This window comes from Nocardia sp. NPDC058666 (assembly GCF_042714895.1).
Classification (GTDB): Bacteria; Actinomycetota; Actinomycetes; order Mycobacteriales; family Mycobacteriaceae; genus Nocardia.
On sequence record NZ_JBHXRY010000020.1, the window covers coordinates 1 to 23,674 of the forward strand.

The 23,674-nt window shown below is 61.8% G+C and carries 26 protein-coding genes; all 26 read left to right on the top strand.

Translation table 11 applies throughout. The features are described from left to right. Positions 1-132: 132 nt before the first annotated feature. The 26 genes from ACFWVD_RS26585 (at position 133) to ACFWVD_RS26710 (ending at position 23,664) form a co-directional block, all read left to right on the top strand. Positions 133-270 carry a hypothetical protein gene (locus tag ACFWVD_RS26585; protein WP_379247310.1) on the top strand — a complete coding sequence of 46 codons (138 nt, stop codon included), beginning with the start codon at positions 133-135 and terminating at the stop codon, positions 268-270. 10 nt (positions 271-280) lie between these two features. Beyond that, on the top strand, positions 281-610 hold the full coding sequence (locus ACFWVD_RS26590; RefSeq protein ID WP_379247312.1) for a hypothetical protein: 330 nt from the start codon (positions 281-283) through the stop codon (positions 608-610). A gap of 39 nt (positions 611-649) precedes the next feature. Then, positions 650-1,012: a hypothetical protein gene (locus tag ACFWVD_RS26595; protein ID WP_379247314.1), complete on the top strand. Its 363-nt coding sequence runs from the start codon at positions 650-652 to the stop codon at positions 1,010-1,012. 115 nt (positions 1,013-1,127) lie between these two features. Next, complete coding sequence (locus ACFWVD_RS26600; protein WP_379247316.1) at positions 1,128-2,222, top strand: hypothetical protein; 1,095 nt, start codon at positions 1,128-1,130, stop codon at positions 2,220-2,222. Positions 2,223-2,318: 96 nt separating this feature from the next. After that, complete coding sequence (locus ACFWVD_RS26605; protein WP_379247318.1) at positions 2,319-3,584, top strand: glycosyl hydrolase family 28-related protein; 1,266 nt, start codon at positions 2,319-2,321, stop codon at positions 3,582-3,584. An 88-nt stretch (positions 3,585-3,672) separates the two neighbouring features. Beyond that, on the top strand, positions 3,673-4,284 hold the full coding sequence (locus ACFWVD_RS26610; protein WP_379247320.1) for a hypothetical protein: 612 nt from the start codon (positions 3,673-3,675) through the stop codon (positions 4,282-4,284). Positions 4,285-4,439: 155 nt separating this feature from the next. Continuing rightward, positions 4,440-6,626: a hypothetical protein gene (locus tag ACFWVD_RS26615; protein ID WP_379247322.1), complete on the top strand. Its 2,187-nt coding sequence runs from the start codon at positions 4,440-4,442 to the stop codon at positions 6,624-6,626. After that, positions 6,604-7,125, top strand: coding sequence for a hypothetical protein (locus ACFWVD_RS26620; protein ID WP_379247324.1), 522 nt, complete (start codon positions 6,604-6,606; stop codon positions 7,123-7,125). The genes ACFWVD_RS26615 and ACFWVD_RS26620 overlap by 23 nt, the downstream gene beginning before the upstream one ends. 39 nt (positions 7,126-7,164) lie before the next feature. Then, positions 7,165-7,713 carry a hypothetical protein gene (locus ACFWVD_RS26625; RefSeq protein WP_379247326.1) on the top strand — a complete coding sequence of 183 codons (549 nt, stop codon included), beginning with the start codon at positions 7,165-7,167 and terminating at the stop codon, positions 7,711-7,713. Between the two features lie 364 nt (positions 7,714-8,077). Continuing rightward, positions 8,078-8,539, top strand: a complete 462-nt coding sequence (locus ACFWVD_RS26630) for a hypothetical protein (protein WP_379247328.1) — start codon at positions 8,078-8,080, stop codon at positions 8,537-8,539. A gap of 48 nt (positions 8,540-8,587) precedes the next feature. Next, positions 8,588-8,740, top strand: a complete 153-nt coding sequence (locus tag ACFWVD_RS26635; RefSeq protein WP_379247414.1) for an HNH endonuclease — start codon at positions 8,588-8,590, stop codon at positions 8,738-8,740. Beyond that, positions 8,737-9,189: an SMI1/KNR4 family protein gene (locus tag ACFWVD_RS26640; RefSeq protein WP_379247330.1), complete on the top strand. Its 453-nt coding sequence runs from the start codon at positions 8,737-8,739 to the stop codon at positions 9,187-9,189. Before ACFWVD_RS26635 ends, ACFWVD_RS26640 begins: the two co-directional genes overlap by 4 nt. A 664-nt stretch (positions 9,190-9,853) precedes the next feature. Next, positions 9,854-10,306 carry a hypothetical protein gene (locus ACFWVD_RS26645; protein ID WP_379247332.1) on the top strand — a complete coding sequence of 151 codons (453 nt, stop codon included), beginning with the start codon at positions 9,854-9,856 and terminating at the stop codon, positions 10,304-10,306. A 112-nt stretch (positions 10,307-10,418) separates the two neighbouring features. Then, entirely contained in the window at positions 10,419-10,856 is a 438-nt protein-coding gene (locus tag ACFWVD_RS26650) for a hypothetical protein (RefSeq protein WP_379247334.1), read from the top strand. 70 nt (positions 10,857-10,926) lie between these two features. Beyond that, positions 10,927-11,514: a hypothetical protein gene (locus tag ACFWVD_RS26655; protein ID WP_379247336.1), complete on the top strand. Its 588-nt coding sequence runs from the start codon at positions 10,927-10,929 to the stop codon at positions 11,512-11,514. A gap of 115 nt (positions 11,515-11,629) precedes the next feature. Next, positions 11,630-11,920 carry a hypothetical protein gene (locus ACFWVD_RS26660; protein ID WP_379247338.1) on the top strand — a complete coding sequence of 97 codons (291 nt, stop codon included), beginning with the start codon at positions 11,630-11,632 and terminating at the stop codon, positions 11,918-11,920. Next, positions 11,881-12,297, top strand: coding sequence for a DUF5361 domain-containing protein (locus ACFWVD_RS26665; protein WP_379247340.1), 417 nt, complete (start codon positions 11,881-11,883; stop codon positions 12,295-12,297). Before ACFWVD_RS26660 ends, ACFWVD_RS26665 begins: the two co-directional genes overlap by 40 nt. Positions 12,298-12,392: 95 nt before the next feature. Then, positions 12,393-14,552 carry a hypothetical protein gene (locus ACFWVD_RS26670; RefSeq protein ID WP_379247342.1) on the top strand — a complete coding sequence of 720 codons (2,160 nt, stop codon included), beginning with the start codon at positions 12,393-12,395 and terminating at the stop codon, positions 14,550-14,552. 8 nt (positions 14,553-14,560) lie between these two features. After that, complete coding sequence (locus ACFWVD_RS26675; protein ID WP_379247344.1) at positions 14,561-15,445, top strand: phage tail protein; 885 nt, start codon at positions 14,561-14,563, stop codon at positions 15,443-15,445. 627 nt (positions 15,446-16,072) lie between these two features. After that, positions 16,073-17,947 (top strand): hypothetical protein, encoded by a 1,875-nt coding sequence (locus ACFWVD_RS26680; protein ID WP_379247346.1) that lies wholly within the window; start codon positions 16,073-16,075, stop codon positions 17,945-17,947. 22 nt (positions 17,948-17,969) lie between these two features. Beyond that, a complete protein-coding gene (locus ACFWVD_RS26685; RefSeq protein WP_379247348.1) occupies positions 17,970-18,233 on the top strand; it encodes a hypothetical protein in 264 nt (87 codons plus the stop codon). A 92-nt stretch (positions 18,234-18,325) separates the two neighbouring features. Then, entirely contained in the window at positions 18,326-18,781 is a 456-nt protein-coding gene (locus tag ACFWVD_RS26690; protein ID WP_379247350.1) for a hypothetical protein, read from the top strand. A gap of 170 nt (positions 18,782-18,951) precedes the next feature. After that, positions 18,952-20,469 (top strand): phage tail protein, encoded by a 1,518-nt coding sequence (locus ACFWVD_RS26695; RefSeq protein WP_379247352.1) that lies wholly within the window; start codon positions 18,952-18,954, stop codon positions 20,467-20,469. Between the two features lie 28 nt (positions 20,470-20,497). Further along, positions 20,498-21,553: a hypothetical protein gene (locus ACFWVD_RS26700; protein ID WP_379247354.1), complete on the top strand. Its 1,056-nt coding sequence runs from the start codon at positions 20,498-20,500 to the stop codon at positions 21,551-21,553. Positions 21,554-21,559: 6 nt separating this feature from the next. Beyond that, entirely contained in the window at positions 21,560-22,633 is a 1,074-nt protein-coding gene (locus tag ACFWVD_RS26705) for a hypothetical protein (RefSeq protein ID WP_379247356.1), read from the top strand. Continuing rightward, positions 22,630-23,664, top strand: a complete 1,035-nt coding sequence (locus ACFWVD_RS26710) for a hypothetical protein (RefSeq protein WP_379247358.1) — start codon at positions 22,630-22,632, stop codon at positions 23,662-23,664. The genes ACFWVD_RS26705 and ACFWVD_RS26710 overlap by 4 nt, the downstream gene beginning before the upstream one ends. Positions 23,665-23,674 lie beyond the last annotated feature (10 nt).

Sequence of the window (23,674 nt, forward strand, 5' to 3'; positions counted from 1 at the left end):
GGTACTCAGTGTCACGCTCACAACGTCCGATCTCGCCCATGTCTACGGGAAACTACACGGTCGCCGTGTCTCATCCGAGTCTGACAGATAGGGGTCGACGGCCAGGAACTGGCCCTCACCGTGGAGAACAACATGCTCGTCGTGTCGATCGTCGCCGACGGCATCGCGAGCAGGCGCGGCAGCATCTTCATCGGCGCGCTGGAGCCCGAGGCCGGTCCGGTCTATATCGAACCGGATCCCGTTGCGCCACAACCGGAACCATCGTCCTGAATGGAAGCTCATGTCTGAACAGAAGCAATTCGGCTACGACCCGACGAACCTCACCCTCGTGCTCTCCAAGGGCGCGGATTTCGTGCACACCGTGGCACTGGAACCAGGCGCGGTCTTCCCGGCCGATACCAAGGTCCGGATCGTGCTGGTGAATGCCTCGGAAACAATCCTCGACACCTGGCAGGCGGTGGTCAGTGCGAGTCAGGCGAAGTTCGTCGTCGGTTCCGAGCTGGCCGACGCCATCGCCGCGGGCGCGAAATACCGCCTGTACGTGTCGTATCCGACCACGCCTACCACTGAATATCTCTGGTTCTACGGAGCCGTTCGCCGCAAGCAGTAACCGACTCACCTTTTCACCATCTCTCCAGGAGGAATCCCCATGGCTATCGCCGTTGCTACCACTCGCCAGGCTCTCGCGGACGCTTACAAGAACGTCGCGGGATCGAACACCGTCTTCATCAGCGTGCACATCGCCGACCCGGGCACGACCGGTGCCAATGAGGCGAACGGCGGTTCGCCCGCCTACGCCCGTAAGCAGTCGACGTGGACCTCCGGGACCGGTGGTGTGGTCACCGGTTCGCAGGTCACCATCGACCTGCCCGCGGGTTCCTACACCTACGTGGGCCTGTGGAAGACCCTCGCCGGCGGCGCCCCGGACTTCATCGACAAGGTCGCGATCAGCGCGACCACCCTGGGCGCCCAGGGCCAGCTGCTGATCACCCCCACTTTCACCCAGAGCTGACGGAGGGCGCCGCATGGCTACGCAACAATCGACGGTGCGGGCCACATTGCCGGCGCCGTCCACAGCTGCGGCGAAACCGCCGGACGCTTCGGTTACTACCTCGAGGCCGCCAGCGGTGCCGGTGGTCGTTCTGCGCGCGGATGTGCCGATCATCAAGCCGTACACCGTCGCCGGAAACACCGGACACGGAGCCGTCACAGCGCGACTGGACAAGGTGCGAGCGCAGATTTCTGCGCAGCCGACCGCCAATGGCCAGGCCACCGCGGCAACCTCTCCGCGTGCCGGGGCGTTCACCGCCGCGGGCGCGTTGGGGCGGCTGGTCGCGAAGGTCGTGGTCAAGTCAGGGAAGGTGCTGCTCGACGCGGGCCTGACCGCGATCGGCGACTCGACTGCCGCGCTGAACACCCACCTGCCACGGGCCTTCGTTTCCGAAGGAACCGCGAGCGCCGACCTGGTTGTCATCAGCAGCGCTGAAGCACTGTTCGGTGGCGAAGGGAGGTTCTCCGGCCTGAAACCGATGGATCTCTCCTTCGCCGGGAACGGAAGCCTCACGGCAGACGCTTCGGCCGTCGGGCCGGTAGTCGCCTTCGGCGGTGGGGCGGGCGAGGGCACCCTCTCGGTGCGAACCGGACAACCGGTCGCGCTCGGAGGTGGGGGATTGCTCTCCGTAACGCAGGGTGCGCCTGCGAGCATTGCCGGCTCCGGCGGGCTCGTCGCGGTGAGTAGTGCCAAGGCTGGTGTCGACATGGCACAGGTCGGCATCGGGCAACTGTCGACGGTCACGGTTGCGAGCTTCGCTCCCTCCGGAATGATCAAGTCCCCGGCGTGGACGCAGCTCACCGACGCGTGGTCGACCGTGACCGGCTGGACCGCCAACACGGGAACCTATCCAGGGTCGACGGTCAACACCGATGGCATCGTGGCGCAACAATCCAAAGCCGCAGCGTCACTGGGCGCTTCGATCGTGTTCACCGCTGCTGCCTCGGTCAATGTCAATGTCACGCTGCGGCTGACGGTCAACGGAGTAGTTGTCGCGACGGGGACGGCGACGCAAGTGCCTGCCAATGCGTCGGCGACGGTGAACGTCTCGGTGGTCCGCGACATTGCGGCCGGCGATATCGTCCGGGTGCAGGCGATGAGCAGTCAGTTCTTGGCCATGTACAACCCGACCGCGCAGGCGAATCCGGCGTCGTACGTACGCATCACCTAACCGATCAACGAATCGCGGGCATGCGGGCTTTCGGCTGTAGTCATGCCGAAAGCCCGCATGTGCGAACCTAATTCGAATTCCGCAAAGGATTCAGCCATGCTCGACGATGACATCGTCAATGTAAAGAACTACGGCGCTGTCGGCGACGGCATCCACGACGACACCGCTGCGGTGAAGTCCGCGATGGCCGCAGTCCTCGCATCGCCCACCAACACCATCACCACCAACCGCGTCCTCACCAAGTCGCTGTACTTCCCGCCCGGCACGTATGTGCTGACTGAGCCCGACGCGCTGCTCGGCACGCCGGCGCTTGCCGCGGGCGCGCAATGGGGCAGCAACCTTGTCCACGGGTTGGAAATCTTCGGTGCGGGTGAGCGTTCGTCGCTCATCGTGTTCTCCTCCGACGCCACCGCTTCGACCGACCCACGGGCCAACAACTTGATCACGGCGGCAAACCGGCTGCGGTCGGCGAAGATTCACGATCTCGGGTTCCATTCGACCAACCCGAATCAGTCGCTGGCGTACCTGTGGTGCAGCGCCGCCAACGATGGCACCTACCCCGCCTATGGTTCGGGCGCGCAGAATCGCATCGAGTGGCGCAATTTGCGCATCACGGGGAACTGGTTGCGCGGGTGGGGTTTCGACGGCGATACCAATGCCAATCTGAACTCCGAGCAGCTGTTCGATTGGGTCTACGTCGAGGGTGTCAACTGGGGCGACGCCGGAGTCCGCTCCGGGTTTGCCCCCTACCCGGCGCAGCAGGCACAGTTCCTCAACTATGCCTTCCGTGACTGCGAGTTCGAGTGGAACTCCGGCACGATGCTCGACTTCGCCATGGGCGGCAGCATCAACATTCACGGCGGTTCGTGGATCCTGTGTGACACTACCCAGACCACGACCTCGACCATGATCAAGCTGGGCAAGAACAACATCGCCGACGGCTCATGGCGCTTCCTCGCACAGGGAGTGCGCTTCGAAGTCCGCTCCCAGCATCACCGAGTCATCGATTGCGGTTGGGTCACCGGCAACGTGACGTTCGAAAGCTGCAGCGACACGGCGCTGGCCTACCAGGTGGTCAGCAACAAAAACACGGCGAACTCCTTCCCCGCGTTCGGCAATGCCTCGCCGCGCACGCACTCCTACGACTGGACCACCTGGGGCACCGGCCCGATCGTCCGCTACCTCGACTGCCAGCTGATGGGATACCACCAGGTGACCACCAACGCGGCGATGGGCCCCGTCGGCAAGATCATCTACGACGGCTGCTCGCTGGCCACCGAGCCACAGGCCACCTTCCTCCGGTCCACGCAGGCCACCGCGCCGAGCCTGTTCCAGAACAACGGACTCGTCGCGGCTACGTGAGGCCGCAGTACTGAGTTCCACATCCATCCACAAGCCCGGCCACTCGGCCCGGGCTTTTTTCATGCCCAAGCTCGGGAGGCTTCACCACATGTCCGGCAAGGAAATCATCGGCTCGGTCGACTTCGGCACCAACGAAACGTCGCCTCCGGAATACGTCCAGACCGAGTCCGGACAGCTGGTCACTCCCGAGTTTCTGGCCTTCATCCAGCAGGCCATGTCCGGCAAGCTCGCCGAACCCGACCATGACGACGAACTAGACCCGCAGGTTCGCGCACTGGCAGAAGAACTTTCGGTCATCCACCTGCCCGAGTGGACCAGCCCGGTCGGTCGCAAGCTGGCCGAACCGACGATCACCTCGATCAAGCAGGCGACCCGCGTTGCCGACTACCTCATCAAGCGAGGTGTGCGTGTGCACCCCGAACTCGAGGAGATCCGGTGGGTCCCGACGCCCGCCGGCGCGCCGGGTGCTTTCGATACCGGTGCTCACATCACCCCTGACGCCGAAGGCAATTGGCCTACGCCTGATGCGGAGGAGTTCTACGACTTCGACGAGATCTCGGTGAAGCAGGTCGAGGGGAGTGCGTGGTATGCGACGCATCCTCGTGGGGTTGCTTGTGAGGGGAAGACGAAGTCGGAGGCGTATGCGGCGATGGTCGCTGAGCTGCGGCGTCGGATCGATGAGGCGGAGCCTTCCCGGTGAATGGTCCAGTGCCGGACCCTACGGGTGACGGTCGGTGGTTACAGAGTCTGACGCCTATCGGTGCTGCTGGATCGCGAGCACCCGAGCGCGAGCCGCGAGTCCACAACATCAACGGGCTCACGCCGCAGTCCGCAGCACGAGCGTACGAACGAATCTTGGCTACGACCGAGATGGTCGCTGCAGCATTGTCCGGTAACCCGACCCAGCTGAAGCCGATCGTCGACGTCGATGCGGGTGCTGACCTCGACGGTGAGGGATACCGGGTTCCCGTGGAAGGGCAGGTGCCCAATCCCGGAAGTCAGGCGGGCAAACCCGAGAACAAGCCGAGCACGCCAACGCCCCAGCCAGCTCCACAGACCGTAGTTCCATCGAGCCCCGCCCAACTTCCGGGGCCAGGTGTTCCGCCGCCGCCAGTGCCAGAACAACCAGCATCCCAGCCTGCCGACAACCAGGTGGTTGACCGCATCGACCCTGAGCTCGTCGCTTCGGTGCCGATGCTCGCGACCATGTACAACCCAGACGGCACTTTGAAGTCGAACGAGCAGCTCAGTGCGGAGCGAGCTGCTGCTGATACGGCTGGGCTTGCTGCTGTTTTGGCCACGAGCAGCACTGCAATTCCCGCGGTAGCCACCCCTGCTGCAGATCCGAGTCTTTCGATCATCACGCGGATGATCAGTGCTCAAGCGTCCGAAGGAACCGGCGTAGTCGATCCGAATCGATCATCGGCGGGGCCGGTCAATCCGGTGCTGAGCATGATCTCGATTCAGGCGGACAGCACAGTTCAGCCGCGTCCGACGAGCCCGTTCGGAGGCTCGTCCACTGTGATGTCGGCGCTGACGGTGTGGCCGGATCCAGTCGCTGATCGTTACACGGGCTATCCGTCAGGTACTGGAACGGTGGCCAGCGGTCCCTACGAACAGACCCAGGCGCTCTACGACGTCGCGAGGACCGCCAACACTGGAGCGCTGGTAACCGGAGGCGCGGCGGCGGTGACCACCGGCGCTGTAATGGCCTCGACTCTGGCAATCACCGAGACCGGAATTCTGGTCACGGCCGGGACGATGGTTGCAGTGGTTTCCTGGCCGGCCGTGCTTGCAGTGGTTGCAGGTATGGGGGCTGTCGCGGCGACAACATGGATTTTGTCGCTGGATCCACCCGAAGGCGAAGAGGCATCGAAAGGCGCGCAGCCGGGGGCAGTACCTCAACCCCCACCAGCTCCGAAACCGACCGATCTCGAAATCCCAGGGCCGGAACTCGCTCCGGACAATCCCCAATTCCCACTTACGGTAGATCCGGAACCGTACTCGCCAACCCCGACGCCAGCGCCTGCGCCTCACTCGGCGACGCCTTGGGATCCGCGTCTGCCGCCCGCGCTCGACCCATTCGATATCGAATCAGACGGCATCGAAGATCAAACAAGTGTCCCTGACCCAACTCGGATCGTTCCCGAACGGCCGGCACGCGAGCCTGCGGGGCCTGTCGCACCGATTCCTCTACATGCAGCGGATCAAACCGACGTAAACACCGATCCTGAAGGAGCGACGGGAGATGTCGAGTCTGGCGTAGACGGCTTCGGAGGTGCCAGCGCAGAATCGCCAGATAAAACAGCAGACGCTGACGTTTCGAACGAATCCGCGGGGCTATCACGGGGCACTCTAGTGGACACGTTGGCGCATATACAGGTTGATCCAGTCCGGCCGATGCCGAGATTTGATCCGAGTCCGTATATACGCGCTGCCATTGCATCTGCAACTGACGACGAGCTGGCAGCAGTGCTGGATTTGATCGAACGTTGGGGTGAGGATGCAAAATTTTTGCTTGCCCAATATGGCTTGAAAGGTGGAAAAAATGTTCCGGACTTCGCCGGGACCGATAATGTAGTCGATAAGCTACATGAAAGCTTGAACAATCTCGACGAAGTACGATCTCGGGGGTACCCGTATCTTTTCGAGTCCAAGCGGCAGTTCGAAGACTTGAAAGCGGAGGTATTGGAGCTTGCTCGACGTTACGGTGTAGATCCGGCAGACGTCATATTTAGGGTTCAGGGGGGTTCGGTTCACAACCCAGGGACGAGCGACGTCGACGTCGCACTTATTGTGGACTCGAAAACCTTCCATAAGTACGCGCGACAGTTTCTCGACGCCTCGATGATTGATAAGATCAAGAGAGCGATCAAAAAGGATGAGCAGAAGGGAAAGTTTTCACACTATCGTTGGGCGCCACGCATGAACCTCGAGCGCCCGGTTGGGGATATACTTCATGACACACTACCTGGTAGTTATAAGATTCAAGTATCTCTAGTAGAGGAAGGTGGCCCCTTTGACTTCGGTCCCTATCTATAAATATTCTCGTATTGATGAGATGACATGGTACGTATGGGATGGCGCCGAATTCGATTTCGTTCGCGCCCACGGGCACGAGCCAGTCGAGGCATCGCATCGCGTGGTTGTGATGAGCGTTGGTGGAGTAGTGGTTCAGCGGGTCGCCTTCGAGTCAGATGTCGTGGTCACTGTCCACTATTTCGACGTCGAAAACGTAGACGAGGCAGTGGCTTGGCATAAGGAGGCATATCCTACTGCGCGCGGGAATGTTTGGGGTGTGTTCAAAGAAAGCGGCAGCTATCAATTTCGTGAGGGCATCAGTATCGCGCAAGACTCAATATTGAGGAGATCTGAGCACGTAGATGCAAAGGGTGATCTCATCTCAGAAGCATGGTTTTCCATGGACAGTGGAGATCTATTGGAAATGAAGGGTTACGAGTACGGAGATGATGGGGAATTGTCTGCAACGCTTTTGTATGGACGAGATGGTGCCCTGATCGATCGGTACGAGGAAGAGTAGGTTTCTGAACCGCCAGGCGGAAAATGGGATGGTTGGCGAATGAAACAAGGTTTCGACTTTGACTTCAGGGTGTTTGTTACGGCGGCCGAGAGCGAACTGTCGTTAAGTGTAGATGCAGATCCCGTCCTGTTCGAGGGGGTGCACATCATGCGGCTGAACGAGCTTGTTGAGGTCAGGTTCATTCCAGAACTCCATAGCGACCTACCAGTCGCCGGGGAGGGGGTCCCTGAGCCGTTTCGATTTCCAATTGCATCAGTAGACGATGCGCGGATGTTCAGTCTGCGTTCTTCCGATATCTCTGTTACGACACATAAAGGTGCTTCGCCAGGTATCTATCGAGTACCGCTCTATTCTGAAATGCTTCTGGATTGCGACGCGCCTTCGTTCGGTCTGGCGTGGGTGGTCGCACCTGAAGAGTGGCTAGAAATGATGTCTGAGGTCGAGAGTATAGAAAACTCGACGTCGTATTTCGAGCCAACGCGGATCTCGGCTTTGGCAGAAACTCGCGTTGCACAGTTCCTGATAAGCACTATTCTGCCATCGCCACTGCTGCCCGATCACGTGCGAGACATTGTCGGTACGTCGTAGCGAACTCACATCTGAGTCCCGCGCCGGGCCGCCATCCGTAGGAGTGGAAATTGATCGGATCTGAACTTCGATACCTAATTTCATTATTGAGTGATGAAGTATATGGGGATTGGGCAGCCGTGGCTCGGGACCAGATGGATTATTCGGTATTTCGCGAACGCAACCCCGGTTTCGAGGACCTTGTCTATAGTCAATATCTGGAGGTTCTCAAGTCCAGAATGTTGACGTGTGACGACATCTTCGGCATTTCTGGTGTCGACTTCGGAAGTGATGATGAGATGTACCACTTCTTGGAAGAGGCATTCAGCGAAATGTTTGCGAGCAGGTCGTGTCCCCAGGATGCAATTGGTTGAGAAGTGGTTCCATGGCAAGTCTGGCCATATCGGTGGCGAATCGATTTCTAAAGGGAGATGAAGTGTCTGAAGTGCGGGGTCTGACACAGGGTGATTCACGGGCAATTAATTTTGTTGTCGGCTGCCTGTTCTGTCAAGCGATCAGCATTGCCGAAATGAAGGAGTGGGCCCTCCGTCTCATAGTGGAAAATCAGGTCGAAGATATCCCTCCGTATATTTTCGACCTACTCGATTGTGAAGAGAGTATAGATAGCGTGATGGACGCAATTGGATTCGCTCCAGACGATAATGAAGTGCCAACGCTCGAATCTGAAATATATGGCATTGCCTTCATGAGGGGTGTGGACGTCTATGATCCGCCGATTTCCAGAGCGGATGCGGAGAAAGCTATCCGCAATAGTCCGAGTGTTATGGACGAATTCGCTACCGCATTCCCATTCATTGCCCCAGTCGATATGGAGCGGCAAAATTGACGCCGACCATTCGAGTTCTTGGTGGACGATATCCATGCGGATGCATTGATGCGTGCAGCTACACCTGGTGGCGTTTGGGCGAGGCCGCGAGGGTACACCTGGCATCATCACGAGGACGGCGTTACGATGCAGTTGGTACCTAACGGTATTCACGATGCGGTTAGGCACGCAGGCGGGGTCGCGATACAAAAGGGAATGTGATTCAGATTAGCGTAGGATATAGGGTAGTCGGTGAGCCGGCATTACTGACGGAGGTGGATCGGCTCGCCAAACATTTAGACACGGTGCTTCCTGGTGAGTACCGCACGTACCTTCTCGAGTCCGATGGCGGGTGGCTGGAAGATAATGACCAGGCTATCGACGAGATTTTCGGTGTTGGTGCGAATATTGGCGAAGGCATAAGCATTTGGGATCAGCTAGAGGTCTACGATGGCCGAGTGCCGAAATGGCTGCTTCCCATTGCGCGTGATTCCTATGGCAATCTCATTGCCCTATCTTTGAGATTGGGAGATCTCGGAACAGTTTGGTTTTGGGATCACGAAGAAGAAGGCGACGATGAGGCTCTTCCTCCGACCTGTGAGAATATCTCGATGATCTCTAGCAGTTGGACGGAGTTTCTCGATGGGCTTGTTTCGCGAGAACTGACCTGATTCTGGAGTGTTGGACGATCAGTGGGCGGAATTCGCTGACGACCAGTCCGTGAGTGTATTCACGAAAGGTTATCGACCCTAAGCGGTGTACCGAAGTGATGATTCAGCAAACAGGACCGGGAGGGACCTGCGATGCCAGGCATGTCATTTGACCGACACGGCAAGATTGACGTCGCACTTGGAAGGTCGATTTTGATTGAAATGTCGGAAGTGGACATTATCGCCGAACTGGACGTGAGCGTTGACGATGGCGGGCAGTATCGTGTTTCGCTGAAGTCGTCGAGTCGGCCTATCATCTTTCCCTCTGATGAAACGCTCACTCTCGTCGGTGATCTAGTGGACTTGCACAAAGAATTCAGTACTAATTTGAAGCGGGTCTGTTACCGGTATTCAAAATTGCCGACTGGGCAGTGGAAGATGGAGTCGGGATTCGATTGCGGGACACAGTGAATTGAATATATCTAAATGGAGATATAGCTGGAAGAATTGATCTTTCGACGTCTTATTTCGAACCAGTGCGGATCTCGGCTTTGGCCGAAACGCGCGTTGCCCAGTTTCTGATGGACACGATTCTTCCATCGCCACTGCTACCCGGATTACGTGCGAGAAACTGTCGGGATGTCGTAACTAAGTGTGCAGGCCTCTGTGGGAATATGGTGAAGGTATGGGCGATACACGAAGATGGCGTTCTGGGCATGCAGCCGTTTATAAGGGGGAGGCCTACGATTGGTTCGAGGACGCTGCGGCTGAGCCCTGCATTATTCTGATCCCACGTGAAGAACAGCCGCACCCTGTGGGACTTCAACAGGGGGACGGGGTGGTCATCGACGAGGATTGCTACCTGGTGGACCCTTGTGATTTAGATACGTGGTGCCGGTGGCGGTGGACGTTCACCTGGAGAGGGCAACCTTTTAACTCGGGAGGCGAAACCGACGGCGGAATGATTAATGGCGTTTTCGAGGGGAGTTCGCAGCGTTGGGCGGAAGAGAACGGGCTCCTCAGGGAAGAGCAATTCGTCTACTCTGGTGTGTTTCCTCTCGATGAAGTCTCCGGCTTGAAGAAGGAAAATGAAGATCTTCTTGCATGGTGGAAAGAACAGCAAAAGCCCAGTGATTAGGGGCATAGTTCTGTTCCGTCCTCGCTGGTGATGGGTATCCCGATCGGTCGACCGATCGGGATTTTTCATGCCCAAATCTTGGTCTCAAACAATTTCTGTTCAAGGACTTGACATGAATGAAAGAATCCTGTTTCCTGATATCGAACAAACTTTGGTCGATTATCTGACAACGCAACTCGCCGCGGTATCCGATACCGCGACTGTGGTCAGCCGGGTCCCCGACCCGCGCCCGACCCGGATGGTGCGAGTAACCAGAAACGACCGAAAAGCCCGAGTTGATGTCGAGGATCGGGAGGGGCGCAGAAGCGCTCAGCTGATTCTCGATCGTCCTCGTGTTGTTCTCGAATGCACCGATGACGCCGGCGCGGCGGCAGCCCTTGCCGCGATCGTGCGTTCGATCCTGAGTGCGGCCGCTCCCGGATACCTGGGCACCGTGTGGTGCGACCAGGTCGAGGACGCCGGCATCGAGAACGACACCGACCCGGTGACAGCCGCCCCGCGGTACACAATTGTCGCCGACCTGATTGTGCGAGGCACCGTCCTCGCCTGACTCCGACCGGAGTCGAACTGAAGTACCCATCCCGAGGGCCTGCGCAACAATCCCAAGGGAGAAAACAACAATGGCTCTGCCTTCCAGCAACTTTATCGGCGCCGGTACCCCCAACCTGGCCGTTTCCGGCGGTGTCCTGGTGGCCCCGCTCAACACCGTTCTGCCGACCACCGCGGCCGGCGTCATCGCCCCCGCGTTCAAGGCCCTGGGCTACGTCTCCGAAGACGGCATCGAGTCGCTCGGTGAGCGCAAGGTCGAGACGGTCAAGGACTGGAACGCCGACATCATCGCCCAGCTGCAGACCGAGCACTCGGTCCGCTTCGGCCTGACCCTGTACGCGGTGTGGGACCAGGACGTGCTCGCCGAGATCTTCGGTGAGAACAACGTGACCGCCACCGCGGCAACCTCCACCTCGGGCAAGCTGATCAACGTCCGGGAAACCGGCGTGGTTCTGCCGCGTCGCTCGTGGGTCTTCGACATGAAGACCGAGGACAAGAAGCTCCGCATCGTGCTGCCGAACGCCAAGATCTCCTCGATCACCGAGAAGAAGTTCGTGTCCAACGAACTGGCCGGCTTCACGATCAATGTCGAGGCATTCAAGGACGATTCCGGCATCAAGGCGTACCGCTACCTCGATGACGGTCTCAAGACTGCCTGATTAAAAGCCCCCAATGGCGGCGGGTAAATCACCTATGCGCAGGCCCGCCCGCCGCCGTTGGGCCCTTCCTATTTCGCAAGATTCACACCAGAAACAACGAAAGGGTCTGCTACCCATGACTTCTCCAGCTGCTCCCATCAAGATCGCCCAGCCTGCGGTCGTGAAGAACGACTTCACCTACACCGTCGACGGCGCCGACATCGTGCTGCCGTCGCTGTCCTACCTCAAGCCCGGTCTGGTTCGCCGGATCCGTCGCCTCGGCGATGTCGACGCGATGTACACCCTGCTCGAGTTGAGCCTGACCCCCGAGGCACTGGCCGCGCTCGACGAGATGGATCCCGACGCCTACCACCAGCTGCTCGAGGCGTGGCGCGCGCACTCGGGGCTGAGCCTGGGGGAATCCTAAGCCTCGATGCTCTTCTCGAAGAGTATTGCGAGGCAATCGAATACGACCTGATCGTCCTGGGGCTGCGGTTGCGGATGCTCGGCACCGACGCGCTCGATTGGGCCGACCTGCGAGCGATCGTGAAGCACCTGCCGCTCGAGTCGGCGTTGCTTCGGGTGATGCACCCGGAGGGCAGTCGATGGCAAACCGCCGAGCACCTGCTGGCGGATGCCGCCGACAGCCTGCGGTGGTTGGCGTGGGCGCGGACCGACGACGGCAGGCGCGGGCGCAATATGCCCGAGCCGATCGCTCGCCCCGGCCGCAAGTCCAATCGTGAACGAGTCGGCACGGCAACGGAACTCGATCAGATGAACGACTTCCTCGGCTGGCACGACTAGGTGGCTGCAGTCCCGGAGCGGTCGAACGCAGAAAGTGGATACCAATTGTGAAGAAGAAACGCCCAACGGCGATGACATTGCCGGACGTTCTTGCGATGACCACCAGCGGCCAACCGGCTCCGGGAAAGCGGATCAGACTGCCCAGCGGGGCGGTCTGGGAAGGCGGCTCCGGCGGCGGGACCGCGACGATCACCCTGCCGGAGGAAGGACCGGTCACCCTCGGTGAGGATGGCCGGATTCCGCCGAACAGCCTGATCGGGGCTGGCCTGCTCGGTGTGCTGTCCGATGTGCTCGGCACCCAGCCCGGCGCGATCGCCGAGAAGGTTGCCGGGCAGGCGATGGATCTGCTGCGCCCGGACTCGGATGCGGCCGACACCAAGACCCGACTGATCAAATTCTCCTCGAAGACGACGCTGCTCAATCCGGCGAAGTCTGAGACTGGATTCAACAATGTAATTGAAAAGCCCAGTGCGCCAGCCGGTTACGCAGACGGCGGCGCGGTCCGCGGACCTGGCACCGGTCGTAGCGATTCGATCTTGGCGCGACTGTCCAACGGCGAGTTCGTGGTCAACGCCGCAGCGACGGCCGGCGCGCTGCCGTTGCTGGAAGCGATCAACGGCGGTTGGGTTCCCTCACCGGGCTATCTTGCGGGCATGCTGCCCGGTTTAGCCGATGGCGGCCTCGTCGGCGACACCGGGATGGGCGATCCGCAGAAATGGCGCGACCTGCTCGGGACCGGGCTGATCGCGGACGTGATCGGCGGTATCGGCGGTGCGGCTATCAACGCCGCGGGTACCGCGGGTGCTGCGCTCGGTGGTGCGTTGGCACCGGTGCTGGGCGCGGGCGGGCTGTTCGGCCGTCGCGCACCCGAACCCATGAAGGTCGACCTGGGCGCCAACTCGCCGTTCACCGGCGAAGGCCCGCCGATCTCGGCTGCGTTCAACGTGGAGCCGCAGGGGCTGATGGGCGCGATGCCCGCGTTCGCCCAGGAGTCGACTTCGTCGGCGCGGGGTTCTACCGCACCGTTGTCGGCGCTGTCCGAGGCGTTGTCGGCGGGGATCGTTTCCTCGGCGACCGAGGCCGGTGGTCGGGTCGGTGCGGCGTTGGGTGCGGCTATCGCGCCTGCGCTCGGCCCGGCTGGGCAGTTGGCGCCGGAGATCGGTGAGCAGCTCGGGCAGACGATCGGGTCTCGGTTCGGTGGTGGGTTCGCGGCGTCTATGTCGTTGAAGTCCGCTATCGGTGCGATGCCGACAGAAGGATCGGGTCTGTCGTCGGATGGTGCTGGTGGTGTGGTTGCGCCGGGCGGTGCCGCGCCGATGACGACGATGACGCCGACGGGCTTCGGCGGTGGTGGCGACGGTGGTTCGAACAGCGTTGTCGTCACTGGTGGGTCCGGCGGCGGTAGCAGCAGCATCACGTATATGCCCAATGGCACTGGTGGATATTCCGCCATCGGGCCGTCTACGACGCCGCGAACGCCAAGTCTCAGTGAGGGCTACAACGGGACCAGTCTGGTTGACCCCACGCATTGGACGACGTACGGCGGCGCCGACTACATCGATCGCGGAACGATCGTCGGCGGCGAACTGGCGAGGAATTTCGGAAAGTCGCTCGGCCTGAGCGACACAACCGCACTCGGCAATATGGGCTCGACACTGGGGGCCCTGGCCGGATCCCTTGGCATCCCGGCTATCTCGGATGCGCTTTCCGTCGACGGCGAGCTAGCCAAACAGCTCGGGATCAAATCTGACAGCAGCTACTTCGTTCCAGGGGAACAGCAGAAGGCCTTCGACAACAACGAAGCCTCGAACCTGCAGGCGGCTATCCAAGGCTTCACGTCCGGGACCGCGTCAGGTGGTCTGGTCAAGGGCATCACCGGGGCTGCGAAAGGCCTGGCGCAAGACGCGGCGGGCCAGGTCGGCAGCTTTCTCGGCGCCAGTTTGGGCACCGCGATCGCGGGCCCGGCCGGTGCCGCGATCGGCGGCATGCTCGGATCCGTCGCCGGTTCGACGGTGGCAGGCAAAGCGGTCGACCTGGTCGCCAAACCCGTCGAGTGGTTGGCAAGCACCGCAAAGGAACTCGTCGGCACCGGCTTCGGTCTCACCGACCTGGCCGACGGCCCCGGCGGACACACCGCCCGCGGCGACATCTTCAACTTCAACGGCATGGACCCCAAGAGCGTGCAGATGTCCATCGCCCGAGTTCAACGCCGCCAAACGTTTGTGGCACAACGAGGAGGAGGACTCGGTCGATGATCCACCACATGCTCAACACGCAGGACACCAAGATCGTGGTGTGGGACAACAACGGTCGGGTCTGGCACCTGGCAGGTCCGAACGCCGGCCGCGAAGGCGTGAGGCTTTCGGCGCAAACAGGTTTCATGTTCGCGCCGGTTCAGCTGCTCACCACCGAAGGTGCCCGCCAGGACGGGGCCACCTTCGCGCGGTCGGTCCGTTGGAAGAAGGAGTGGGACTTCCTCGCCATCATCTCCACCGCGAGCGGCGCCCAGGAGTCCAACCCGGTCCGCGAATTCCTCGCCGTGCACGACGCGTGGTTCCGCGGCTGGTCCACCGACAAGCCCGTGACTGTCGGCTACTTCACTCGCCACCAGGGGTGGCGGTTTCAGCAGTTCCAACTCGACACCGCCCCTGAACCTTCGGGCGATATCGATCCGGCGCGCAACGGCTTCGCGATGTACAAGATGTCGGCGACCGCGATGGATCCGCTCGAGCGGCACTTCGACGAAACCATGGTGTGGACCAACGCTTCCGGTGCGGGCGAAGGCATTCTGCGCCTGCGCAATGCCGCGGACCAGCCGGCCTGGCCGCGGTACACGATGAACGGCCCCGGTCGTTGGTCGATCCTCGATCCGGTCGAGGGGTTGGACCAGCCGCGCTTGGTCCAAACGCCCCGCTTGATCGCGGGTCAGACCCTGCGTATCGACACACACCCACGCCACCGCACGGCCCGCCTCTACACCGAGGGCAGTGCGGCCAGCGTGAACGTCTGGGGCCAGCTCGCCGGCCGCCGCTGGCTCGCCTCGCTCGACCCGTGGACCAGCACCGACATCGTCGTGAAGATCGAAGACGGGACCACCGATTCGAGCATCATCGGTGCCCTCACCCCGAGGTCGTCGCGACCGTTCTGATCCCGCGTACCAACTGAACATCGATCGAGAGAGAGCCCAATCCCCTTCTGGGGGCTGGGCTCTCTCGATTTCTAAGGAGGTATCGCGATGGTGGTACCAGAGCCTTTCGTGGCGTATGACCACACTCAGTTTTCTGAATGGTTGGCGTCTTTGACCCCGTTGGGGGCTGAGTCCAGGTCGCGTCCCGCGCGAGAACCGCAGGTGCACAACCTGAATGGGCTGACTGTTGCTTCGGCTGTGCGGGCTTATGAGCGGATGCTCGGGGTTCGTGCGATGGATAGCGCTGCTCAGGAACAGATTCCGTCGGCTCAAGAGATCTCGATCTCTGATCGGGTGCGGGAAGATCCTCCGCCGGCCTCACAGGCACCTACCCAGAAGCCGGGGGCGCCGACTCCAGAACCTGTGATCCTTCCGCAGGGGTCACCTCAACCGCAGGGCGCGCCTGGTGCGCCGAGTACCGCACCGTCGACTCCCCAACCGCAAACTGCGCCAGCACCAGTGCCCGTGGTCCCGACCGACAAACCGCCGACTATTCCGCTACAAGACTTCGGTCTGCTGCCCGGTGGGAAACCCCGCCCGGAAACGTCCTACCGGCCAACATCTGAGCAGGGCTCGAGCCTGTCGGTCGTGTCCGACCTCATCCTGCCGCAGGGATCCGATATGCGTCAGGTGTCCCAGGACACCAACGGCGTGACGATCACCGCTACCCAGATCGACATCCCTGGTCACCCGACCATTGTGGGGACCTCAGTCCAAGGCACGCCTATCGAACTCGAAGTAGCCGGCATTTGCGCACTTCCGGTACAGGTCCCCGAGACGTCCCCGCTCCCCGGCTCGATCACCACACCCGACACGATCTTCCGGACCGGCCGCGGTTACGGCAGCGAGCAGTTGCGAGCTGATCTGGACACGATCGCCGCCGCGGAATCGGGGCTGACCAGCGCCGAAGCCGGTCTCGCGGCTGCCGCCGCCAGGGCCCGCCTGAACTCGGCGATGTATACCCCGACCGAACAGTTCAACGATCTGCGATGGGCGAACCGGGAACCGCGCACCGAGTCGGAGGCACGTGACCGGTTCGACGCACGGACCCGCCTGAACGAAGCGGGAATTCCCTGGTCGGATCCGCGGATCCAGGAATGGATCGACAACGGACTCGACGTCGCTATGGCGACTGACCCGACGATGCCGGTCAGGTATCAGCCTCCGCCGTTGTTCAGTCCCTACGAGATCCGCCAGCAGCAGATCGAAGCGAGCCGGGTCGACATCACCGGCAACGACCTCAGACAAGGGGCCAACGAGTTCCTGGCCGCGATTACCTACGGGCCCGCTCTGGTGTTGTGGGAGGCGGCACACGACCGCGGCGATCACAGTGGAGCCGATATTGCTTGGGCCGCTGCCGAACTCGGACTGAATATCGTTGGCATCGTTCCAGGCGTTGGTGCTTTGACGGGCCTCGCAGCCAAAGCGACGGTTCGTCGACTTGCGCCCGAATTCTGGGGCGTGCTGAGCACGACAGACGATGTGGTCGACGCCGTCAGAGCTGGTCAAGCGCTCCAAGATGTCCGTGTTACCAACTCCGCGCTGGACTACCGACAGAAATTTATGCTCGACAGCAGGCCGTCTCCGGCGGCAAACGCCATTGATGACGCCCCCGCGTCATTGCCAAGTGCGACGTCGCCCGGCCCCGCGATGGCGCCCGAACTCCACACCACAGTTCCGGGACTGCCCGCAGCTGCGGGCAGTCGGCCGGTGCACCTTGCTGATGAGTTCACGCCACCGCCTGCGGTGGTCAGCGGCGTGGACTCGCCGCTGAATCAGCTTCTCGCCGATGAGGGCAGGTTCGCCCTGGCCGCGAAAAACCTCGTCGCTCAGGCCGAGCAGGTCGTCATGCTCGAAGCAAGAATGCCGGTGACCGCGATGGCAGGCGCGCCCGGCCGGGGCGCCGCTGCCGCTGGCGATCGCATACCGGAGAGGTCTATCGGGCCGCAGGCTGGCCACCGAGATCTGGCGGGTGGAGCCCGTGGAACTGAAGCTGTAGGTCGCGCCGGAAATGCGATGCCGAATCCACCTCGCGGGCCGAATGGGCCTACCGGGCCCGCGGCCGAGATAGTAAGGAAACCTAGCGAGTACGAATTCGAGATTAGCCATGCGGAGAGTGCTACTATGCTTATGTCGACTCTGGATCGAAACGGGTCTCTGCAGTTTGCTATCGCAAACAATCCGGCGGCGGGGTCGCCACTGCGTGGCAGGGAGCTATTCGATGAAATGATGGAACATTTTGGCGATAGAGTAAAATCCGTTCAAGGAAACTGGTTTTATGGTGATAATCTAGCTGCGTTCAACCGTGCAATTGAGAACGGCGCTACAGAAAGTCAGGCCGCAAAAGCCAGTTGGACTGCAGCGCAGGCCGCTCGCTACGGTTTCACGAGAGTTAGGTTGGTAGACTCGCAGCTAAGTCTCGATGGAGCCTACATGTCTGTGAATGTTTTGTTCAGGCGATAATGATACGGAATGGTGACTTTTGATGGGTGAAGTTCTCGCCGATATGATCCGGGTCGCGGCGGCGTGCCGCTCAAAGGGTATTTCCCTGGTCGATGCGGCAGAAGTAATGTTGGAACATTTCCCTGAAGGCGACGCCAATTTGCTTGTTGCCTTGCGAACGGAATACAAGCCGCCAATCATCGACCTTTCGATAATTGGCGGATGGATCCACGGCAATTTGACCAAAGAAGAAGTGGTTACAGCCATAGAGCGAGCAAGTATTTCGGGGCTGCGGCCCTCTCCTTGAGAGGTAGGGATCAGTTTCTGTGCGCGTGCCAGGGGGCATCGGTGACCAGCTCTCAAAGCGGTAGTGCCGAAGGCGGAGTGAAATGAGTCGCTATGAGGTTGATGCACGGAAGGAATTGGGATTTGAGTCGATTTGCTGAGGTTATCGTCATTGCCCGTGATGGGTGGTCGGCGATGGAGCCATTGACGCAACCGGATCCTGATCGGGAATGGCATCAGTGTTTTACAGCGGTCGATGATTCTGTTTTCGAGGGGACGCTTTCGGGATCAGGCGACTGCTACATGTGGGTTGCGCAATTTCGTCGGTTCAACTGGTGGGGTTTGCTTGGATGTCTGGAAGGTCTCGATTGGCCGGATCCTTATTCGGTGCAGGTCTTGATCCGCGATGAGGAAGACAGTTGCTTCGGGCTATGGATGCTTCTCGGCGGAAAGATGACCGAAATTCCGCTGGTTAGCACAGAAAGGATCCCGAGTGATCGGTTGATCACGGGTGGTGTGTTGATCAGGCCGGAGAAGTACGCCGAGCCGCCGGAGGGTGAATCGGACTGATTCTCTCCGGGGGACCTCGCCTCTCCCATGATTGAACGTGCTGGTCGTTGATCTGGCGGAATCTCGCTTCAAAACCTCAACTCGTACGAGTTGGGGTTTTTTTGTACCCAAAAACAAGTGAAAGGTGGTGGAGGATGGGTGTTTGGGACCCGCATGCGGAATCGCGGCGGATGGATGAGATGTTTCGGGTCGAGCAGGAAGATGCTCGAGATCAAGAGGTTCTGGTTCGGTACTGGGACAAGGACATGCAGGAGGTGGGGGAGGAGCGGAGTTACCTGTCGTTGCAGGTGAGTTTTCCGCGGAACTCGGCCGGCGGGTTGAAGATGATCTGTCCGCGCGACATGGTGCACTTCGACCACCTGTTCGGCAATCATGCGGACACGACACTGCCGATTACTGTGAACACCAAGGGGTTTCGGTGGGACGGGTACATCACGAAGGCCTCGATCATCCGGGACGACAACGGTGTCGAGACGGTGGATATCGAGGCGATTCACGCCTGGAACCATGTGTCGACGATCTGCTGCTGGGCGAGTCCGTTCGCGCCGGTGCTGGCACAGTTCCCGCGCCACCACATCCTGTTCGGTCCGGTTCGGACTCTCGTCACCACGTATCTGACGATGAATCTGATGCGGCTGCAAGGGAATACGACGTTCCCGATCGCGGTCGTGCCGGTCGATCCGCGCACCGACACCAGTCGGTGGAGTGCGGCTTCGGCGCGATTCGATATGGCGGACAAGCTGTTTCAACCCATGCTCGAGGACTCGGGCGTGATGTTGACCGCGCGGTTCTTCCTGCCAGGGGAGGACGAGCAACCGGCACCCGAATGGTTCTACCTCGACAGGCCGACCGTGGTGTTGGAGACGGTGGACAAGTCGGGCGTCACTGGGCCGACCGGGTCGCTGCTGGACGGGATTCTGTCGTGGTTCGAGGAATTCGCTGACGACGGCACCACGCCGGTCAGGTACCCGAACTTCGATTCGACCTCGGAATACGAGGCGGTCTACGGGACGCCGGGCAAGTTCGGCACCATGCGCAACCTGCCGTGGGTGTGGTACTTCGAGGGCGAGTACTCCGGTATCGGTGCCTCGGAGATCGCGCTGCACAAACCGACCGCGACCGACATCATCGTCGGCGGTCGTTCGCCGGGCTGGGTGAACGCCGGCATCGAGCTGGCGATCAAGGGGTTGCTGTCGCTGATCGGCATGGAGTGGCTGTACCGCGGCCAGCTCGATGACGTGTTCCTCGCCTGGATGGTCTATCGGGACATGGGGCGGGTCGACAAGGCCGGCCCCTATGCGTTCCGCGAGGCATTCATCACCGGCAGCGACAAGGCATTCACGCTCGACGGGTTCGTCGCCGCTCGGCAGGGCCTGCACCTTTCCCGTGGTTACACCAGCCACAAGGTGACCATTCAGGACAACGCGCCCTATCTGATCGGCCGCGACTTCGGCCTGGGCGACCAGATCGGTTTCGCCATGGACCAGAAGGTGTTCACCGACTTCGTCACCGAGCTGACCTTCACCGACGACCGCGAAACCCCGGCGACGTGGCAGATCACCGTGGGCGACGGGTCCGACGAAGAGGACTCGGTCGTCAAGGCGTGGCAGCGGTTGGGCCGGGTGGCCTCGGCGATCAAGGACCTGTCCACCGACGTGGGTGCCGACTTGGACCTGCTCATTTTCTGAGCGGCCCGCCAATCGAAAGGAGAGATTTATGGCAGACATCAGTTTCGCCGCGCGGCTGCGCGCGGATCGTCAGACCGATATCGACGGGTTGCCGTTGCTGACCGCGCGGGTCGAGCTGGCGCCAGAGGTGGCGGAGTTGCCGCTGCCCGGTGGCCCGGCCGGAATCGCGGGTGCGCGTGGACGTCCGCGGACGTCGTTTCGCAAGATGGGCGTGCTGGCCGGCAGCGCCGCGCGACCGACAGGTCTCGGTCCGGAGGATCGGGGCAAGTGGTGGCACCGGCTCGACGACAACGGCATGGACGTGTGGACCGAAGCGGGGTGGGTGCACTCGGTCGACGCCGTGGGACCGGTAGGTCCGGCGGCCGAGGCCAACAGCATCACGGTCACCGCCACCGTCAATGAACCTGCGTTGATCGAACCGGCGCTGGAGATTATCGGACGTGCCGCTGACCAGCAGCTTCGGGCCACGGTGCCCGCGGGTCTGCGTGGCCAGGCAGGTCCGCCCGGTGACTCCGGGACCATCACCGAAGCCGCCGACTACGAGACCACCAACGGGCCGAGCCACGGCGGTGTTTTCGCCTACGACCGTGCCAGCCGTCGATTCCGTTCGACGCCTGCGCCGCTGGGCTCGGGGCCGTGGGGGTGGTACCACGAGGACTTCCTCGGCGAACACGTCGCCGCGGTCAGCCGGGTCGACGGTGGCACCTTCACCATCCCCGCGCAGCCGTTCCGGTGGCGACCGGTCGTGTACGGCCATATGGCCGCGTACTCGAAAACGGTCAGTCAGTCCGCCGAGCTGACGGTTCGGCTCGGAAGCGCGCAGGGTCCGATCGTCGCGACCGGCACCGCCTTCGGGATCAGCGCGCCGGGCGCCTGGATGTACGTGGCGCTGTTCCCGTGCCTGCGCGACGGCGCTACCGCCAAGGCTCTCTCGCCGAGCTCCGACTTCGCGACGGTTCCGGCTGGTCAGCCGGGACACCTCGTGGTGTCGGTCGAGCGGATCGGGACCGGCCCCGACTCCGACCAGATCGGGTTCTCCCCGGTAGGGGCTTCGCTCGTCGCCTTCGCCGAGCCCACGGAATGAGATGAAATGAACTCGGTAGGAAACTATTTCGACGCGACACTGATTCGCGGACTGGACGAGGGACTCGGCACGTCCGGACTCGTGCAGGCTCTGCACGGCACACCACGCGACGGCAGCCTGGAACTGACGACCGGCGCGACCGGGCTGCAGGGTCCCGAGGGTGAGCCCGCACGACCGTTTCGCTGGGAAGGCGATATCGCCGACCATGCCGCCCTGAGTGCACTGACCGCGAAATTGGGCATCGCTCACGCCGGTAAGGCCTGGCGTGTGGTGTCGTCCGGCGCGCTGGCGTACTGGAACGGCACCGGCATGGACACCTTCGCCGATGCCTTCGGCGCGCTGGGGCCCGACGGTGCGTCGTGCTCGTTCACGATCGGCAGCGTCACCACCGGTCCGGCGAATTCCGACCTCCAGGTGACAGTCAGCGGCACGGCACCCAACCTTGTACTCGACCTCGTCGTGCCGCGGGGCGTCAAAGGACTCGAGGGGCCGGTCGGCCGCCCAGGTCCCATTCGTCAGGCTGCGGACTACGCCGACGGTTCGCACACTGACAAGGCGGTGCCCGTCTGGAGCGCGACAACGAACAAATGGTCGGGACGACCCTATCCAGGCCTGCGGGGACCGTGGACCATTCGCGAGGATCGAGCGTGGGACGGCGGTCCGGGGTTCGCGCCGTCACAGTTCTCGGTCACGGCCACGACGATGGTGATCGCAACGCTGAAGGTGCCCGCGCAGGACACGGCGTGGCTTCCGATGATCACCGGTGGCGTGGTCGTGCGCCCGCACGGAACTGCCAGCGATTTCGGCACCCGCGTCGACGCCGTCGTTCATATCGGCTCGCCGACGGGGCAGACCGTCGCGCTGGGCACCGGGTACACCACCGGCCTGCAGACGCGAGCGCGGTTCCAGCCGTTCTTCGGCGCGCGCAACATCACACCGGCGAGCCAAGTGGGTGTCATCCCAGCAGGCCAGGCGACGACACTCGTCGTGTCCCTGAATCGGGCCGGTCCGTCGAATTTCGAGTATCAGATGGCCGGCGCGGAAATCGTGTGCACGGCCCGACCCGTGGGGGTGTTGTGAACGACGACGAAACCGTCTTCGACCAGGGTGTCACGATCACCATGCGTGGAGTGGCCGACTCGGTCGGTCTGCCCTACACCGTGAACCCGGTCGAGATCGTCGACCGGGAAGTCCTGATCGAACTGCGCGAAGGACCGGCCGGGGTCCAAGGGGTCGAAGGCGCCGCGGCGTGGCCGTGGGCATGGCAGGGCGACATCGCCGATGCCGCCGCCTTGTCAGCGCTGGGACTGACCACTTCCGATGCGCGCAAGGCTTGGCGCGTGGTGTCGGCGAACGCGATCTACTACTGGACCGGCACCGAATTCATCGCCTTCGACGATGCGTTCCGGCAGCCGGGACGCCGGGGCCCGGTGAACGTACTCACCGGTGTGGCACTGGCAGGCGCTGCCGGATCGGCCGCCTCGGCGCGAATCCTCGGGACAGCGCCGAATCAGCAGTTGGAGATCACCTTTCCGCGAGGTGAGCAGGGCGTGACGGGTGGGCGCGGCACCGCGGGACGGATCGCCGACGCGGCCGATGTGCTCGTCACCGAGGAGAATCCACTCGGCCAGGGGTACGTGCTCGGATTCGACAGTGCCACCGAGAACTTCCTGCCGATCCCCTCGCCGCGCCCGCGCGGACCGTGGACGATCGGCGAAAGCCAATTCCTCAACGCGCAAAATCTCAAAGAAGACCCGAAGGTATTGGCAGCCATCACGATTCCGGCACAGCCTGCACCATGGCGGCCCTGGATCGAAGGTGCGGTCGGAATCACCTCCAACGCGCCGACCCGGTGCGACGCGACGGTGCGCATCGGCGCGCCCGACGGCGAAGTGGTCGCCCGGGGCTGGGGCCACTGGGAATCCCGATCAGGGCACGTGCTGGTTTCGCCAGGATTCGAATTCCCGGTCGAGCCAGGAGCTCAGATCGGAATCGTGCCTGCCAATCAAACCGTCACCCTCTACGTCGTCGCCACCCGCGCGGCAGGCAGCGGCACGTACTCGGTCAAAAGTACCTACTCCCACCTCCAGGTTCGTGCGCTGCCGCTCTGACGCGGCGCAC